Below are 14,733 nucleotides of genomic sequence, written 5' to 3'. Positions count from 1 at the left end.
CTTTTATTGCCAGACACGACCATCCCCAAGTTTGTTGCACGCCCGTGCCGGCGTAGAATGATCCCCGCTTTCAGCGAGGAGCGTCCCCATGGCCTTCAATACGCAACGTCTTCAGTTTGCCGGCCACTCCGGCGCAACCCTGGCCGCCCGCCTGGATCTCCCCAACGGGCCTTTGCGCGCCTACGCGCTCTTTGCGCATTGCTTCACCTGTTCCAAGGACCTCGCGGCGGCACGGCGCGTTGCGGCGGAGCTTGCACGCGAAGGTATCGCCGTCCTGCGCTTCGATTTCACCGGTTTGGGATCGAGCGAGGGTGAATTCGCCTCGACGAACTTCTCCTCCAATGTTGGCGACCTCCTTTCGGCCGCCGACTATCTGCGACGACACTACCAGGCGCCGTCATTGCTGATCGGCCACTCTCTCGGCGGCGCAGCGGTCCTGGCCGTCGCCGGGGAAATACCCGAAGTGCGCGCTGTTGCCACGGTCGGTGCGCCGGCCGATGTCGGCCATGTGTTGAAGAATTTTGGAGCGAGCCTCGAGGAGATCGAGGCGAGCGGCGCCGCCGAAGTCGATCTGGCCGGGCGCAGATTCCTCGTCAAAAAGCAGTTCGTCGAGGACGCGCGCGCACAGCGCATCAAGGACGCCGTTGCGCGGATGAAAAAGCCCCTCCTCATCCTGCACGCGCCGCTGGACCAGACAGTTGGAATCGAGAACGCCAACGAAATCTTCCTGGCGGCCAAACATCCGAAGAGCTTTGTTTCGCTCGACAAGGCCGACCACCTGCTCACCGACCCTGAAGACGCGGCCTTCGCCGGCCGGATCATTTCGGGATGGCTGACGCGTTATCTCGCCGCCGACACGCCGCAGGGCACGGAGCCGATCGAACATGTCCGGGTCACGGAAACAGGCGAAGGCAAGTTTCAGAACGCAGTTCAGGCGGGCGGACACCGGCTTTTCGTCGACGAGCCCGAAGCCGCGGGCGGGCTCGATTCCGGGCCATCACCCTATGACTTCCTGTCGATCGCCCTCGGCGCCTGCACATCGATGACGCTGCGGCTATACGCCGAACACAAGAAGCTGAACCTCGGGCGAATTGGCGTTGACGTCTCGCATGCAAAAATTCACGCCAAGGACTGCGAGGAATGCACCAATTCGGAACGCAGCGGTGACGGCAGGATCGACCGTTTTGACCGGATCATTTCTGTCGGCGGCGAGGTTTCCGAGGAACTTCGCGGCAAGATTGCCGAGATTGCCGACAAGTGTCCCGTCCATCGCACGCTCGAATCTGTCGCCAAAATCAGGACCATTGTGAAATAGAAATGGATAATCGCTGACTGTCTGCGATCCGGCAGGTTACACGCCGCGAAACAGCTTCCACTTGGTGGGTCGAAAGGCGATCCGGCTGCGGTCGGCCGAGGACGCGCGCTCGGGCGACAACTCGATCTCGATCGCAGGCAGTGGCTTGCCGAGGTCCAGTTCGAGGTGGCGCGTCCCCGCTACCCGCCGACTGGCCGTGACGCGGCCGCCGAGGCCGACATCTCCCTCGACGAGTTCGACATCGTGCGGGCGGAAATAGAGAGTTGCCGGTCCATCCGGCTCGTTTGCGGCGCGCAGGCCGGTCGGCCGGCCCGCCAGGCTGATCTCGCCGTCCGCAAGGGTGACGTTGAGACAGTTCGACTGGCCAATGAAGCCGTAGACGAACGGGGAGCCCGGGTGGTCGTAGATTTCGTCGGGCGTGCCGACTTGCTCGATCGCACCCTTGCTCATCACCACGACGCGGTCGGCGAGCTCGAGTGCCTCTTCCTGGTCATGCGTGACGAAGACGGTCGTGTAGCCGGTGCGGTCGTGGATTTCGCGAAGCCACCGCCGGAGTTCCTTGCGAACCTGCGCGTCGAGCGCGCCGAAGGGCTCGTCGAGCAGCAACACGCTCGGCTCGACCGCCATGGCGCGGGCGAGCGCCACGCGCTGGCGCTGGCCGCCGGAAAGCTGGGCGGGATAGCGCTTCTCCAGGTCAGAAAGCTGTACCAGCTCAAGGAGATCGAGGGCCCGGCGGCGGATCTCGGCAGCGGGCGGCCGCCGGCTGGCGGGTCTGATCCTAAGCCCGAAGGAGACGTTGTCGAGCACCGTCATGTGGCGGAACAGCGCGTAATGCTGGAAGACGAAGCCGATATTTCGCTGCTGCACCGTCTTCTTCGAGGCGTCCTCGGCACCGAAGAAAATCATGCCATCGGTCGGGCTTTCGAGACCGGCAACAAGCCTAAGCAGCGTCGTCTTGCCGGAGCCGGAGGGCCCGAGCAGCGCAATCAGTTCGCCGGAGCAGATGTCGAGGGTGACGTCGACCAGCGCCGGGAAACGGCCGAATTCCTTGCGCAAGTTCTCGACGCGGACTTCCATGGAAGGTCTGGCCCTTTCAATGCCCGCAGCGAGCAGCAACCTCATCGCTGCAACGAAGCTCATTCCCGGCTGCCGTGGAAACCTATCGTCCCGGCGTATAGATCTGGTCGAAGACCCCTCCGGCGGCGAAGAACTTTGGTTGAGCTTCCTTCCAACCGCCGAATTCGTCAATGGTGACAAGTGTGACATCGGCGAATCGGGCCGCGTCATCGGGGTCGGCAATTTCCGTCTTGAACGGCCGGTAATAATGTCTGGCGGCAATCTTCTGGCCGGCATCGCTGTAGAGATAGGCGAGATAGGCTTCCGCCACCTTGCGGGTGCCCCTGGCATCGACATTGCCGTCGACAAGCGCCACCGGTGGTTCGGCCTTGATCGAAATCGACGGCGTGACGATCTCGAAATTGTCGGGGCCGAGTTCCTCGAGAGCGAGATAGGCCTCGTTTTCCCAGGCGAGGAGCACGTCGCCGAGGCCGCGCTGGACGAAAGAAGCCATAGCTCCCCAGGCGCCGGTGTCGAGGACGAGCACATGTCTGAAGAGTTGCGTCACATATTCCCGCGCCTTGGCTTCGTCGCCGCCATTGGCAGCCCGCGCCCAGGCCCAGGCAGCGAGGAAATTCCAGCGGGCGCCGCCCGAGGTCTTCGGGTTCGGCGTGATCACCTGAATGCCTTCCTTGGTGAGATCGCCCCAGTCCTTGATACCCTTCGGGTTGCCCTTGCGGACCAGGAAGACGATTGTCGAAGTATAGGGAGAGCTGTTGTTTTCGAGGCGGCTCTTCCAGTCGGCCGGGATCTTGCCGGTCGCTTGAGCAATTGCATCGATGTCGGCTTCGAGTGCCAGCGTCACCACGTCGGCCTTCACGCCGTCGATCACCAATCGGGCTTGTTTGCCTGAGCCGCCATGCGAGGTCTGGATCGTCACCGCCTCTCCGGTATCCGCCTCCCATTTTTCCGCAAAGGCGGCATTGAATTCCTTGTAGAGCTTGCGTGTCGAGTCATAGGACACATTCAGGATCGTCGTATCGGCGAGAACGGCGCTGATGGAGCCGAACTGAAGGGCTCCGACCAGAAGGGCTCGCTTCACGACTCCGGCAAGTCTATCCGCTCCCATGTCGACCTCCATGCTGAGTCCCGATAAACTATCCCCCGAAGGCTGGGCGGGGAAGCCGGCCTGCCTCCCACTACTGAAAATGGTGCCGACCGGCTTGTCGGCAATCCCCAAAGCGGTCACAAGCGGCAACTCCGCCTTGCGCGTGATCACCAGTAAATTGGTCTGTAAGAGCGGCGGCTCAGTGGCCTGAAGCACCGGACGGTGGACTGTGTGACCGCAAAAAGAGGCCCCGTTGCGCCCTCGCCTCGAGAGTTTTCGAACCTCCGACGCTGCTTTCCACCGCAATCGGCGGCCAGCAGTTGACGACGTTTGGTGGCCGCTCCAACTTCATTTTAATCGGCGTCGCGCTATGACGACGTGCCAGCGAGCGGCATAAGCGCATTTGTTTCCAGCCGGGACTCGTTCGACCCGATCACCATTCTGTTGCCGCGCCAATCGGCGCTGCCCGCAAGCCAACTACGAACCCATATTATCGGGAGCAGGGCATCGCGCGTGAGCATGGCGATGAGCGACCATCGGGAAACGTGCCAGTTCTTCCGAAACGCGAGGGCGAGTTCTGGCAAGTAGGCAGCGCCTACGATAAAACCGGCGAGGGCCAACACGCTCTGGCCAGCAACGATAGCGGCGATCCCCGACAGAAGAAGCGGCGGCACCACGCCAAGCAGAATTTCCGGCGAGAAGAACTGAGGAAAGGTCACCCGCCGCAACCTCGCCCAACGGCACTGCCGAGCCCAGATCTCCCGGAAAGTCCTGGTACCCAATGGCTGCTCGAACGGCGAGGCAACCAGGTGCACCTTCGAGCCGAGGCTTCTCACCAGTTTCGTTGCGGCTGCATCCTCGGCGATCTCCGACGCCAGCGCCTGAATGCCGCCGTGAGAATCCAGCGTGCTCTTGCGCCAGAGCATGCTCTTGCCCTGCGCGAACCCGAAGCCGAGCGCTTCGCCGGCGTACTGCCATCGTGCCTGGTGGGCGTTGAGGAACGCACATTCAACCTCCGCCCAGAACCCGGATGGGCATGAACCAAGCGGGGTCGAGCAGACCAGCCCGGTATCCGACCGCCACGCTGCCATCAGGCGAATGAGATAATCGGTTGGCATAAGAACGTTCGAGTCGGCGAGAACCACCCATTCATGCGAGGCCGCGTTCCAGCCTTTCACGCAGTTGTTCAGCTTGGGATTGGCGCTGATCGGGTCGTCGCCGACAAGAATAGTTGCGGCAATGGCTGGGTGTCGCGCACGCACTCCCTCGATCAATGGGATCACCGGATCCTTTGCGTCTGCAACGCAGAAGATGACTTCGTAGTCCGGCCAATCCAGGCAAAACGCGCTGTCGAGCGTTTCGCGGGAAAATACCTCGACGCCGCAGAGCGGAATCACGACAGAGACAGCCGGCCGATGCGGCGTCTGAGGCTGAGCACCTAGGCGAGGCCAGATGCGCCAGCCCGCTATCATCAGGCTCAGGGCATTGATGGCCAGAAATGCACCGACGGCGACGTACAAGATCAGCATCATTTTCCCAGCGATGAGCCACCATTCGGACGAACTTAGGCCCCGGATAAACACCACCGGACCATGACATGCCTATGACAGCTGAAGCTCAGGCCGCTTCGGAAGTCGCCGGCAGAGATTGCTGAACGCGGATTCGACCTCGCCGCACAGCCAGTAGGACGACCGTCCGCGGCATCAACGGAAGGGACGCGGTCGATATCCCGCCGTCAGTCGCTCCAACACGCCGCTCAGCGCCAGAAACGCTTCGTGTCAACAAAGATGTCGTGCGCTTCCGCGGCATCGTGCAGAAGCTTTTCCTTGTCATCCGCGTTGAACAAGTCCTCGGCCCCCGCGGTGTGCGTAAGCTCGAGCTCCGCCAGCATACCGGGAGCGGTCGCAAGATCGTTCAGGCTGCCGAGTTGATCCTGCAGGCCCTCCATCGCGATGATGAATCTTTTTTGGCGTTTGGCTTCCGTCTTGCTCTCGTAAAGTGGGCCGAAAAACTCCGCTGCATAGCGCAGTTTCTTTGCGGATATGCGCAGTTCATGGCGGGTTTCGTCGTCGAGATCGATGAGGTTGCGGCCTCCCCTCGCCACCTTCTTCCAAAGTTTATCAAGCACAGTCGAGGCAAATTTCCTTGAAGGCCGGACGAGCAGCGCCGCACCGGTTTCTCCGCTTCGCCAGTCTCTGATCGAGATCCATTCGGCGAGATCAATCATCAACGAGCGGGCGCGGACCGATGACAGCGATGCTTCGACGGCTCCGTAGGCATCCTTGCGGGCCGCTTGAAGGCGGCGTGAGAGATTGTCGTCCGACGCGCGTTTGATCATGACATCGATATTGCGCGCATTGCCAAGTGCCGAGGCGAGCCAGCGCAATTCGTCGCGCAGGTGGTCGAAACGGCTGTCCGCAAACAGCGATTTGCATATGGAAAAAAGCGAGCGCAACCGCCGCAGCGACACACGCGCTTGATGCAAGGCGTCGGCATCGCGAGACCAGGACAAGACCATTTCGTTGAGACGGAATTGCTTGAGACATGCTGCGGCTATGTGCGCGAAAGCCGTTGCCGCGTTCATGTCGGCGGTAAGAGCGCTGGCGTTCGCCTTGATGGCAGCGGGTGCAGGACCAAGCAGACGATTGCCGCGCTCCGCCTTGCTCAAGACACCGATATGCGCCGGGGTGATCAGATTGATCTTTCGCGCCAACGCAAACAGCGCGGTCGGCGAACCCGTCTTCTTTTCAAGCTCGATTTCGCAGAGGGGTGCCTCGCGATCCGCTGCGACGACCTTTCCAACATCCAAGGCAACTTCGATCGTCGCATCGCCTTCCGTGACATTCCAACGATGTCGCTTGACATGAACCGCAAATACGGGCGCGAGGCTGTCGCCGGTCCCCGCAAGCATAGGCTTGACCTCGGGATCATCGAGAACCGGGATGTCGTTGGCGACGGGGCGCTGCCATTCCTCCCGGGTAAGCGACACGGCGGCCGAACCGTCTCCAGACTTGACGGTCTGGATCCGTTCGTTCCCGCATTGCCGGATGCGCAGCGACAGGCCGCGTTTCGACAGATCCCCTCCATCCGTATCGAAATAAACGGACCTCTGCCGAAGAACGGTGGGTGTGCCCTCGAAAGGATTTTGCTTCAGGAGCGCTGACGCTGCTGATTCGGACAGCTCGAGCTTTAGTTCCGTTTCCTGCATGATGCTCCCGGCAGCCTTCTTTCCGCAGCGGATGGTCCGTCATAAAGCTGTCACAAACAATCCCTGGGCCTGTCGTCCTCAATTCGGTGCTCTGCGCGGCATGGCCGGAAGGACGACCGGCGAAAGCAGTGACCCTGCGCCCGGAACCGCTTGGGGAATGATAACGTTCCATATACTCATGATGAGGAGAACGACCCATGGCCAAGAAGAACCGCATCCCGAAGAAGATTGCCGGCGTGAAGGTCCCGAAGGCGCTCAGAAAGTCGAAGGTGCTGGGAGCCATGATGGCGAGCGATGTTGGACGGGACGTGCTTGCCAAAGCGCTGACCGCCGGCGCAGGCGCCGCCGCAGCCGTTCTGATCGATCATCCTGACGATGTCGGCAAGACCGCACGCAAATCGACAAGGAAGGGAGCCAGAGCGCTTGGTCTGGCCCGCGAGGCTATGCAGAGCGGCTTCTCTGCCGCGCTGGACGTCGTCAAGGATACCGTCCTCCCACCGCCCAAGAAGAAGGCGGGCAACAAGAGAAAGTCGGCACCCCGCCGTGCTGCCCTGCATTGATCAGACGGGTTGAGGCTATGGGGGCTTGGGTCGCGCCCTCAATTGCTGCCATTGGGACTTCCCGAGCGCGAACCGACAAGGGGGACGGAAGTCTGGTTATCCGTCGGCTCGTGCTCAAGTGAACCGTCCTTTTGCTCGCTCGGCTGCAGAAGTTCGTAGGCGTCCTCCATTCCCAGTTTCGCGGCTCGAGCCAATCCGACTCCGAGGAGCCGCGCTGCGATGATCGGATGTTCGCGGATCAACACTGAAACGGCGCGAACGCTCGCGGCCACGATCAGCCTGGAAGCGAATTTGTCGCCGTACTTCGAGATCAGAAACCTCTCGATGACGGAAAGATCGCTTCCCTCCCCCGGGTCACCGGGTTCGCGCGCCCCTGCCCTTAAAGCAACAGCGCGCGTGGGCGAGGGAAATGCTTCTGGCTCCGCCTGCGTTTGAAGGACAGGTCGTCGGAGTCGCGCACGACCTCCATCGCGGCCGAGAACGCCGCCCGCAGCGCCTCTCCTGCAGTGCCGACCGCCTTAGTGCCCTTGCGAGACGCTGTTTTGGCGGACTGCATCACTTCTTCGCGGTGGCCGATCAGATTCGCGGCGGCCGCGCCAGCACCCGCTGTCAGGGCATGGGCGAGCAGGGCTCGCCCCGCACTGTTGCCCAACATCGCGCGGAGCATTTTTGATTTTCGCAAAGGTTTCGGAACCTTCACGCCGGCGATCTTCTTCGGAATACGGCTCTTCTTGGCCATTGGCGCTCTCCTCGCTGCGGAGGGAACGTGCCTGACTGGCCGGTGGTTCCAGTCCGAACACTGACCGAGTTGCTGGACATCCACCGCTTGCGCTTCAGGCCGATATGTCTCGATCAGACGGCTGTGCACGCGCGGCTGCGTGCCGCTGTCACTCCCAAGGGCGCGCTGTGAAACAGGTTCAGAAACTGCGGATCATCGCGAGGAGATCGTCGGCGTCCTTTTCGCCGGTTTCATGGAGATCGGCGATCCGTGCTGCGAGCGCCTCCGCCGCCTCGCAATTGCTGCCCCATTGCCGCTCGACCAATGCGCAATCGAACATCTCACGAAGCATGCGCATCTCTTCGGGATAAAGGGAGAGCATATCCGTGCGGTGATCCACGTCCATCGCGCCATCTCTTCAAAAAGCAACAAAACAGGAATGCCGTGTCTGGCAACGACACCAAGCCTCTCACAGTTCGATGACAAGCCCGTGTCGCCCGATCAGTATTTCGATGGCACGTAGAGCTCCGGCGGCAACACCTTCCGCTCGTAGTTGGGGTTGAATATCCGGTCCGGCAGGCTGATGTCCTCATGCGGCACGTCCGCATAGGGGATCTGCCTCAAGAGATGGTCGATGCAGTTGAGCCGCGCCCGTTTCTTGTCGTTGGCCTCGACGATATGCCATGGCGCCTCGGGAATGTTGGTGCGGGCGAAAGTTTCCTCCTTGGCTTTCGTGTAGGCTTCCCAGCGCACACGCGATTGCAGATCCATCGGCGAAAGCTTCCACTGCTTCAGCGGATCGTGGATGCGCATCAGAAAGCGCAGTTGCTGCTCCTCGTCGGTAATCGAGAACCAGTATTTGACGAGCCGAACGCCGGAGCGCACCAACATCCGCTCGAACTCGGGAACGTCGTGGAAGAATTGCTCGACCTCGTCTTCTGTCGCGAAACCCATGACCCGCTCGACGCCGGAGCGATTGTACCAGGACCGGTCGAAGAGGACGATCTCGCCGCCAGCCGGAAGATACGGCACGTAGCGTTGGAAATACCATTGGGTCTTCTCGCGGTCGGACGGCGCAGGCAGCGCAACGGTCCTCGCAACGCGCGGGTTGAGCCGCTGCGTGATGCGTTTTATGACGCCGCCCTTGCCGGCGGCATCGCGCCCCTCGAAGATCACGACGACCTTCTCCTTATGATAGACGACCCAGTCCTGCAGCTTGATCAGTTCCGCCTGCAGCGTCAGGAGGGCACGGAAATAGTCCATGCGCGGGATCGTCGGCGGATGCGTCTTGCGGTAAATCTTGCGGATCTCTTCCGACAGCGCCGGCTCTGAGAGTTCGAGCTCGTAATCCTCGTCCAAGGTGTCTGCCAGCTCCGCTTCGAGCCAATCGAAGTTTTCTTCCCCGCGTGTAGATTTGGTCATTTCACCGCTCCGACGTTTGGATAAAGGCCGCAATACTGAACCTTATTCCACAGCGCCGTGAAGGAAAATTGACGGGGATTCGCTCCAAGCATCAACGAGCCGTGCCGCTTGCCGGCGCCGGGTTGTCTTCACTCTCCATGCGTTTTCCGCGAAGCTGCCGCTCCTCGCAGCGGGTGCTGATCTGACCGAGCCGACGCCAGGGGCGGTTCACAAAGAAACGCCTCCGAGTGCGGGAACTTCCAAACCATCTTCTCATTTGGTCGGAGTAAGCATCCGTGAGGGAGAATCCATGCGAGGCGACCAGCAGAAGGAGGTCGCGACCTGGTTCCGGTCGCTGGCGCCTGTGCGGCCCGAGGAGATGATCGGACTGTGGCGAGGCGCCGGCATCCCATCCGGCCATCCCCTCGACGGCGTGCTCGAAAACCTGGACTGGTTCGGCAAGCGCTTCCACCCGGACATGCGGGCGGACGCCCTGCTCTTCCAAGAAAGGCCCGGCCGTCTCGTGCCGATCGAGCCCGTCTACATCCCCATAGGGCTGGCAATCAAGTTCTCTTCCTTCGGGCGGACGTTCGTGGCGCGCAACTTGTTCTCCCACCTGCAGAAGATGTTCCGTGCACGCGGCACGACGGCGTCATTGAGGCTGCAGGTTGACGACGGCGTCAAAACGGCCGCGATGGTCTACGACAGGCAGCCGATCGTCGACTATTTCCGAAGGGTCGACCGAGACGAGATAGCTGGAATGATGTGCGTGCAAGGCGACACCCGCAGCTACTTCTTCAAACTCCGACGGGTCAACAGCCAGAGAGACTGATCGGCAGCGTAGCAGTAAATTCAGCAACATTGTGCTATGAGGTCCGCGGCTGACCCAAGAGGACGACATGAGCGACGATAACATCATCAAGTTTGAACGGCGGAAACCGAAGCGGGAGCCGAGGACCGTCACCCCAAGGCAGCGGAAGGCGCTTATCTGGATCGCGGTTATGGCCGGGGTGGTCCTGGTTTGGGCATATTATCAGTTCATCGCCCCGCCGAGCCTGTTATGAGAGAATTCGTCGAGCGCCGCTTCTTGTCTTCGAAGTCGGCGGGCCGGCGGCGTCGGGGCGCTCTACGCAACACACGACGGATCTTTCGAACCTGTGCCTACCACTTGCTCTGCCTGCGTTAAAGCTAAATTTACCACGACAGCCAGCATCTAAAGTCTTCCTGCTCCGTGCCGCGTTTTGCGCACATTCACCGCACCAGAATGCAGCATGGATAGAGCAGGAATGGCCTTTCTAGCCCTCATTGGCATCCTCATCGCTGTTGTGGTGAGCATCCTGGCGTTCAATCCAGCCGATGAGGCGCCGCCCACCAGACCGGCAATCGTGTCGACCAACTACTAGAGGTTCGAGCCCTCATGGCCGTCGAACTCGCCCCAACGAGACCCGCTGACTATTGCCCCCTGCTACTGTCGTGGACCTTCAGGAGAGCAAGGGAACCCCTGCTCCCCTTCTCCGGTATGTCTATCGTTCGGAGAAAACCTCGCTTGCGAGCGCTATCGCTGACTGGACGCGACTGAAACCCGCATAGGGAAGCATGTGGAGAATGGCTTCGGTCACCTCCTCTCTTGTCGCTCCGGTGTTCAGGGCGCCTTCGACGTGAACCTTCAGTGGCGTTTCATCCGCCATGGTCCCACGCGCCGCAAGAGCGGCGACGGCGGCCAATTCACGCGATTTGAGATCCAGCCCCGGCCTGGAGAACACGTCCCCGTAGGAGAACTCGAGGATGTAGCGGCCAAGCTCGGGGGCGATGTCACGGAACGCGTTGACAACGGCCTCGCCCGACGCCCGGCTGATCTGGCTCATCGCTTCGACGCCTCGATTGAAGCGGACGTCGTCTGTTTCTGCCTGTGCGCGCTGAGTGGCAATTGCCTCGCCGGCGCTTGACGGCGCAGCGAAGCCACCGGACCTTTCGACCTCTGCAAATACGGCCAGCGTGGGCTCCACCGCCGTCAATGCCTTCGGCCAACCGATATAGACAGTCATTTGTATCAGCAACTCGGTGATTTCGGCGCGCGTCCAGCCGGTGCGCAAACATGCCTCGACGTGGAAGCGAACCGTACTGTCGAGGTTGCCGATCGCAATGACCATGGCGAGCGTCGCCAGTTCGCGGTCCTTGAGGGAGAGCCCCGGCCGGTTCCAAATCTCGCCGTGTGCAAATTCGATTGTCAGCCGATCAAGATCAGGCGATGGACCACTTCCCTCGATCACACGAAGGGCGAAAGCGCCGGCGTCGTCCCCGCCTGTCTTGAGCAATTGCTGAACTCCGAGCGTCCAATCATCGCCCTCCGGCCGGCCCGTGCCGGTTCCGACGGTGACGCCGCGCTCGGCGAACACCTCGCGGGCAAGAAGTATGGCGTCCTGGGCGAAAGGAAAGCCGCCATAGACGACGCTGTGAAGCAGGGTCTCGACGATCTCACGCGGGCTCCAACCGGTTTCCAACATGCCGCCGATGTGAAAACGAAGCGCCGGGCGCGCCGTACCGAGGACAGTGATGGCGGCGACACTTACAAGCTCGCGCGTCTTCTGGGAAAGACCAGGGCGGGCCATCACGTCGCCATAGGCGTCTTCGACGAGAATCCGTGAGAGATCAGGAGACAGCGGATCCAGGGTCTGGCTGAAATCCCCGCCGCCAACGGCTCTGAGGGCCTCAAGACCCCTTGTGCGGCGATCGTCGCCCGGAGCATCGGTCGTTTGGGCCGCGACAGGGTTGCCGAGCGCCGCGGCGGCCGCCAGGCCTATCGATGTTTTGAGCATGGTTCGTCTGTCCTGATCTCTCGTGCCGTCGCCTTGGGGCCGGGCACCGTTCCAATCCTTGGTCATTTTTGGATCCCTCGTCTGCCTCGATGCCGTGCCTGGGCGCAGCTCATTTGCTGGTCACCCAGGCACCGGCATTGCCGTATCGCGCACCAGCGAACTTTTTTCGGCTGGCGAACGGGAACGCGACGATTGAAGGCGGAGCGATTGCGATAAATCCAATGAATAATTAATATCGCCATCATGAAGCCAGTTAATATCGCTAGTATCGATCTCAACCTCTTGGTGGTCTTCGACGCCCTCGTAGCGGAAGGGCATGCCACTCGCGCCGCCGAACGGATCGGGCTCACTCAGCCGGCGGTCAGTCACGCCCTCAATCGGTTACGCGCCCTGTTCGGAGATCCTCTGTTCGTTCGCTCGCCGCGCGGCATGGTTGCAACGCCGGCTGCGTTGGACGCGGCTCCGGCTATCCGGTCGATCCTCGAACAGGTCGAAGTCGTGCTCAGTGGAGGCCCGGCCTTCGAGCCGGAAGAGAGCACCCGCCAGTTCGTCCTTGGCCTCTCCGACTATGCGGCTTTCGTGTTGTTGCCTCGGTTGACAGCCCGACTGGAACGCGAAGCGCCGAACATATCGCTGGTGATCCGCAATACGAGCCACGGCGTTGGCCTGCCGATGCTGGAAGAAGGTTCGGTCGAACTCATCGCCGGCAACTTCCCCGGACCGCCGTCTCACATGCGCGAGGAACTGCTTTACGAGGAGGATTTCGTCTGTGCCGGTCGGGGCGATCACCCTGCCCTTGCCTATCCCCTCGATCTCGATCGCTATCTATCGCTGCGGCATCTCCAGGTATCGACGAGGGGCAATCCTCATGGTTACGTCGATGCCGTCCTGGCGGAGCGTGGGTTGAAGAGAAAGGTCGCTGTTACCGTCGGCCACTTCCTGATGGCACCATTTCTGGTCGACTCCTCGGACCTCGTGGCAACGGAACCGCGCCGCCTTTTCGAGCCGATGCCGAGTCGGCTGCCGCTTCGGTTCTTCGCGCCTCCGATTGATCTTCCGCCGTTTCGGGTCGTTCAGGCGTGGCATGCGCGTCATGAAGCGGATCCCGGCCACCAATGGCTTCGACGCGTGCTTCGGGAGATATCACAACGGACGTGACGCTCTCGTCGCGGTGTGTGCAAAGCAGAACCATCCGGCGTTTATCATTCGCTTGACGCGGCGATTCTGCAGCGCCGACAACTCGGGAATTGCACAAACTTTCCGGCCGCATGATGCCCTCTCGGCGGAAGCCGATAGCCTCCGCCTCGAACAAGACGCCGGGCCGGATGCGCTGCCAAAGCGCGGCTAGTAATACGGCGAGACGCAGGCCCGTCGCGGACCGTAATAGGGCTGGAACGTGTTGTCGAAAGCCCTGTAGGAGCGGTAGCGCGCATAGCACCAGCGCGTATGGCCGTTGCCGCCATAATAGGCCTCGCGGTAGTAGCGCGGCGCGTAGTAGCGCGGACGGTAATAGGTCGAGCCGTAGTAGCCTTGGCCGTAATAGCCCTGATCATAGTAGCCCTGATCGTAGTAGCCGGGGCCATAATAGCGCGGCTGCGCCAGCAGTCCGCCGATAATTGCCCCGGTGGCGAGCCCGCCCAGCGCCCAAGCCCAATCGTCGTCACCGTTGTTGTGGTGATGCCCCCCGCGGTAGTACCCGCCGCGATAGCGCCTGTACTGGACTGGCTGCGCCTCCAGGGCTTCGATCTTGGGCGCGACTACCATGGTGGGAAACGCCACCGCCGGCGGAACGCTCGTCAGCGCCGCCGCCAGTGACAGAGTAGCGATTGCTAGCCTTTTCATTGGCCTCACCTTTCCTCTACAGCGCGACGCGTCGAACACGGCGTGCAAAGGACGCGATGGCGCCCCTTTAAAGCGCTGCGTAATTTTACCTTAAAATCGATCCTGATTTAAGGATTTATGCAGGCGCCGGAAAGCATTCGCCCGAAATTGCAATTGGCCGATCGGCAACCCTGATCAGATTTGCCGGAACTGGCTCTGACGACCGTCAGTCCGGCCGGTTAAGGCGATATTCCCTCGATTGCGGCTTTCGTGCCTGCATGTTCCCTTAAATGGCGGCCGTTTTAGGAATAATATGCGAGGTGCGTCTGGGCCGCACGGGCGCCCGAAGGCGCATAGGCATCCGTGCCGTGCACGGATGCTGAACGGACACGGGAGCAATGCCATGAAAGTATCTCCGGGAACATCGTTCGTCGCATTTGTCCTCTCATCCGCGCTTGCCGGGTCAGCAGCACCGGCAGTCGCAGACGGCTACTACTATGTCGATCCTGCCCCGACCGGCAGCATCTACGACCCGGACGTCGTCTATGTCGATCCGGTGCCGACGGGCCCCATCTACTACGAGCGGATGCCGGCGCGCACGCTTGGCGGCGCCCGTGAGCGGTATACCCATGAGTATCAAGGCGGCGGCCAAGGCGACTACTATCTGGGCATCACGCCTCCGGCGCCGGTCCCCTGAGGGGCAAGCAGAGCCGGCCGTGCCAGGTCGGGA

General features: G+C 61.4%; 15 protein-coding genes and 1 pseudogene. 6 read left to right on the top strand and 10 right to left on the bottom strand.

Annotated elements, in window-relative coordinates; genetic code table 11:
* Positions 1-88: 88 nt before the first annotated feature.
* Positions 89-1,315, top strand: a complete 1,227-nt coding sequence (locus NGR_RS06950; protein ID WP_015887546.1) for a bifunctional alpha/beta hydrolase/OsmC family protein — start codon at positions 89-91, stop codon at positions 1,313-1,315.
* 36 nt (positions 1,316-1,351) lie between these two features.
* Here the strand turns inward: NGR_RS06950 and NGR_RS06945 are convergent, their stop codons facing one another.
* The 5 genes and pseudogenes from NGR_RS06945 to NGR_RS33035 all read right to left on the bottom strand — a co-directional run.
* Complete coding sequence (locus tag NGR_RS06945) at positions 1,352-2,392, bottom strand: sulfate/molybdate ABC transporter ATP-binding protein (RefSeq protein ID WP_015887545.1); 1,041 nt, start codon at positions 2,390-2,392, stop codon at positions 1,352-1,354.
* Positions 2,393-2,474: 82 nt separating this feature from the next.
* The gene (locus tag NGR_RS06940; protein WP_015887544.1) at positions 2,475-3,500 is read right to left on the bottom strand and encodes a sulfate ABC transporter substrate-binding protein; all 1,026 of its coding nucleotides are present in this window, start codon (positions 3,498-3,500) and stop codon (positions 2,475-2,477) included.
* Between the two features lie 347 nt (positions 3,501-3,847).
* On the bottom strand, positions 3,848-5,008 hold the full coding sequence (locus NGR_RS06935; protein WP_015887543.1) for a ceramide glucosyltransferase: 1,161 nt from the start codon (positions 5,006-5,008) through the stop codon (positions 3,848-3,850).
* A gap of 227 nt (positions 5,009-5,235) precedes the next feature.
* Complete coding sequence (locus NGR_RS33040) at positions 5,236-6,063, bottom strand: CHAD domain-containing protein (RefSeq protein WP_240545142.1); 828 nt, start codon at positions 6,061-6,063, stop codon at positions 5,236-5,238.
* 75 nt (positions 6,064-6,138) lie between these two features.
* Positions 6,139-6,687 (bottom strand): annotated as a pseudogene (locus tag NGR_RS33035) (CYTH domain-containing protein); the annotation flags it as partial.
* Between the two features lie 197 nt (positions 6,688-6,884).
* Between NGR_RS33035 and NGR_RS06925 the strand changes: the two are divergent.
* A complete protein-coding gene (locus NGR_RS06925; RefSeq protein WP_015887541.1) occupies positions 6,885-7,247 on the top strand; it encodes a hypothetical protein in 363 nt (120 codons plus the stop codon).
* Positions 7,248-7,626: 379 nt separating this feature from the next.
* Here NGR_RS06925 and NGR_RS06920 read toward each other — a convergent pair whose 3' ends face one another.
* The 3 genes from NGR_RS06920 to ppk2 form a co-directional block, all read right to left on the bottom strand.
* A complete protein-coding gene (locus tag NGR_RS06920; protein WP_164923946.1) occupies positions 7,627-7,986 on the bottom strand; it encodes a hypothetical protein in 360 nt (119 codons plus the stop codon).
* A 178-nt stretch (positions 7,987-8,164) separates the two neighbouring features.
* Positions 8,165-8,371, bottom strand: coding sequence for a hypothetical protein (locus tag NGR_RS06915; RefSeq protein WP_015887539.1), 207 nt, complete (start codon positions 8,369-8,371; stop codon positions 8,165-8,167).
* A 95-nt stretch (positions 8,372-8,466) separates the two neighbouring features.
* Complete coding sequence (gene ppk2, locus NGR_RS06910; RefSeq protein WP_015887538.1) at positions 8,467-9,387, bottom strand: polyphosphate kinase 2; 921 nt, start codon at positions 9,385-9,387, stop codon at positions 8,467-8,469.
* 289 nt (positions 9,388-9,676) lie between these two features.
* Between ppk2 and NGR_RS06905 the strand changes: the two genes are divergently transcribed.
* Entirely contained in the window at positions 9,677-10,198 is a 522-nt protein-coding gene (locus NGR_RS06905; protein WP_015887537.1) for a GXWXG domain-containing protein, read from the top strand.
* A gap of 67 nt (positions 10,199-10,265) precedes the next feature.
* On the top strand, positions 10,266-10,430 hold the full coding sequence (locus NGR_RS32260) for a hypothetical protein (protein WP_015887536.1): 165 nt from the start codon (positions 10,266-10,268) through the stop codon (positions 10,428-10,430).
* Positions 10,431-10,889: 459 nt separating this feature from the next.
* Here the strand turns inward: NGR_RS32260 and NGR_RS06900 are convergent, their stop codons facing one another.
* Positions 10,890-12,182 carry a carboxymuconolactone decarboxylase family protein gene (locus tag NGR_RS06900; protein WP_015887535.1) on the bottom strand — a complete coding sequence of 431 codons (1,293 nt, stop codon included), beginning with the start codon at positions 12,180-12,182 and terminating at the stop codon, positions 10,890-10,892.
* Positions 12,183-12,425: 243 nt separating this feature from the next.
* Here NGR_RS06900 and NGR_RS06895 point away from each other — a divergent pair, with 243 nt between their 5' ends.
* Positions 12,426-13,340 (top strand): LysR family transcriptional regulator, encoded by a 915-nt coding sequence (locus NGR_RS06895; protein WP_015887534.1) that lies wholly within the window; start codon positions 12,426-12,428, stop codon positions 13,338-13,340.
* Between the two features lie 186 nt (positions 13,341-13,526).
* Here NGR_RS06895 and NGR_RS06890 read toward each other — a convergent pair whose 3' ends face one another.
* Positions 13,527-14,024: a BA14K family protein gene (locus tag NGR_RS06890; protein WP_015887533.1), complete on the bottom strand. Its 498-nt coding sequence runs from the start codon at positions 14,022-14,024 to the stop codon at positions 13,527-13,529.
* A 382-nt stretch (positions 14,025-14,406) separates the two neighbouring features.
* Between NGR_RS06890 and NGR_RS06885 the strand changes: the two genes are divergently transcribed.
* A complete protein-coding gene (locus tag NGR_RS06885; protein WP_164923944.1) occupies positions 14,407-14,700 on the top strand; it encodes a hypothetical protein in 294 nt (97 codons plus the stop codon).
* Positions 14,701-14,733 lie beyond the last annotated feature (33 nt).

Origin of the sequence: Sinorhizobium fredii NGR234 (assembly GCF_000018545.1) — a bacterium.
Lineage (GTDB): Bacteria > Pseudomonadota > Alphaproteobacteria > Rhizobiales > Rhizobiaceae > Sinorhizobium > Sinorhizobium fredii_A.
Note: the sequence above shows the minus strand (reverse complement) of the source record. Positions and strands in the feature narration are given on the sequence as shown.

Bases quoted from the DNA above. Each gene is read 5' to 3' on its own strand.
- NGR_RS33040 (WP_240545142.1), bottom strand. From the start codon at position 6,063: ATGAACGCGGCAACGGCTTTCGCGCACATAGCCGCAGCATGTCTCAAG.
- NGR_RS06895 (WP_015887534.1), top strand. From the start codon at position 12,426: ATGAAGCCAGTTAATATCGCTAGTATCGATCTCAACCTCTTGGTGGTC.
- NGR_RS06935 (WP_015887543.1), bottom strand. From the start codon at position 5,008: ATGCTGATCTTGTACGTCGCCGTCGGTGCATTTCTGGCCATCAATGCC.
- NGR_RS06925 (WP_015887541.1), top strand. From the start codon at position 6,885: ATGGCCAAGAAGAACCGCATCCCGAAGAAGATTGCCGGCGTGAAGGTC.
- NGR_RS06920 (WP_164923946.1), bottom strand. From the start codon at position 7,986: ATGGCCAAGAAGAGCCGTATTCCGAAGAAGATCGCCGGCGTGAAGGTT.
- NGR_RS06900 (WP_015887535.1), bottom strand. From the start codon at position 12,182: ATGCTCAAAACATCGATAGGCCTGGCGGCCGCCGCGGCGCTCGGCAAC.
- NGR_RS06905 (WP_015887537.1), top strand. From the start codon at position 9,677: ATGCGAGGCGACCAGCAGAAGGAGGTCGCGACCTGGTTCCGGTCGCTG.
- NGR_RS06885 (WP_164923944.1), top strand. From the start codon at position 14,407: ATGAAAGTATCTCCGGGAACATCGTTCGTCGCATTTGTCCTCTCATCC.
- NGR_RS06945 (WP_015887545.1), bottom strand. From the start codon at position 2,392: ATGGAAGTCCGCGTCGAGAACTTGCGCAAGGAATTCGGCCGTTTCCCG.
- NGR_RS06890 (WP_015887533.1), bottom strand. From the start codon at position 14,024: ATGAAAAGGCTAGCAATCGCTACTCTGTCACTGGCGGCGGCGCTGACG.
- NGR_RS32260 (WP_015887536.1), top strand. From the start codon at position 10,266: ATGAGCGACGATAACATCATCAAGTTTGAACGGCGGAAACCGAAGCGG.
- ppk2 (WP_015887538.1), bottom strand. From the start codon at position 9,387: ATGACCAAATCTACACGCGGGGAAGAAAACTTCGATTGGCTCGAAGCG.
- NGR_RS06915 (WP_015887539.1), bottom strand. From the start codon at position 8,371: ATGGACGTGGATCACCGCACGGATATGCTCTCCCTTTATCCCGAAGAG.
- NGR_RS06940 (WP_015887544.1), bottom strand. From the start codon at position 3,500: ATGGGAGCGGATAGACTTGCCGGAGTCGTGAAGCGAGCCCTTCTGGTC.
- NGR_RS06950 (WP_015887546.1), top strand. From the start codon at position 89: ATGGCCTTCAATACGCAACGTCTTCAGTTTGCCGGCCACTCCGGCGCA.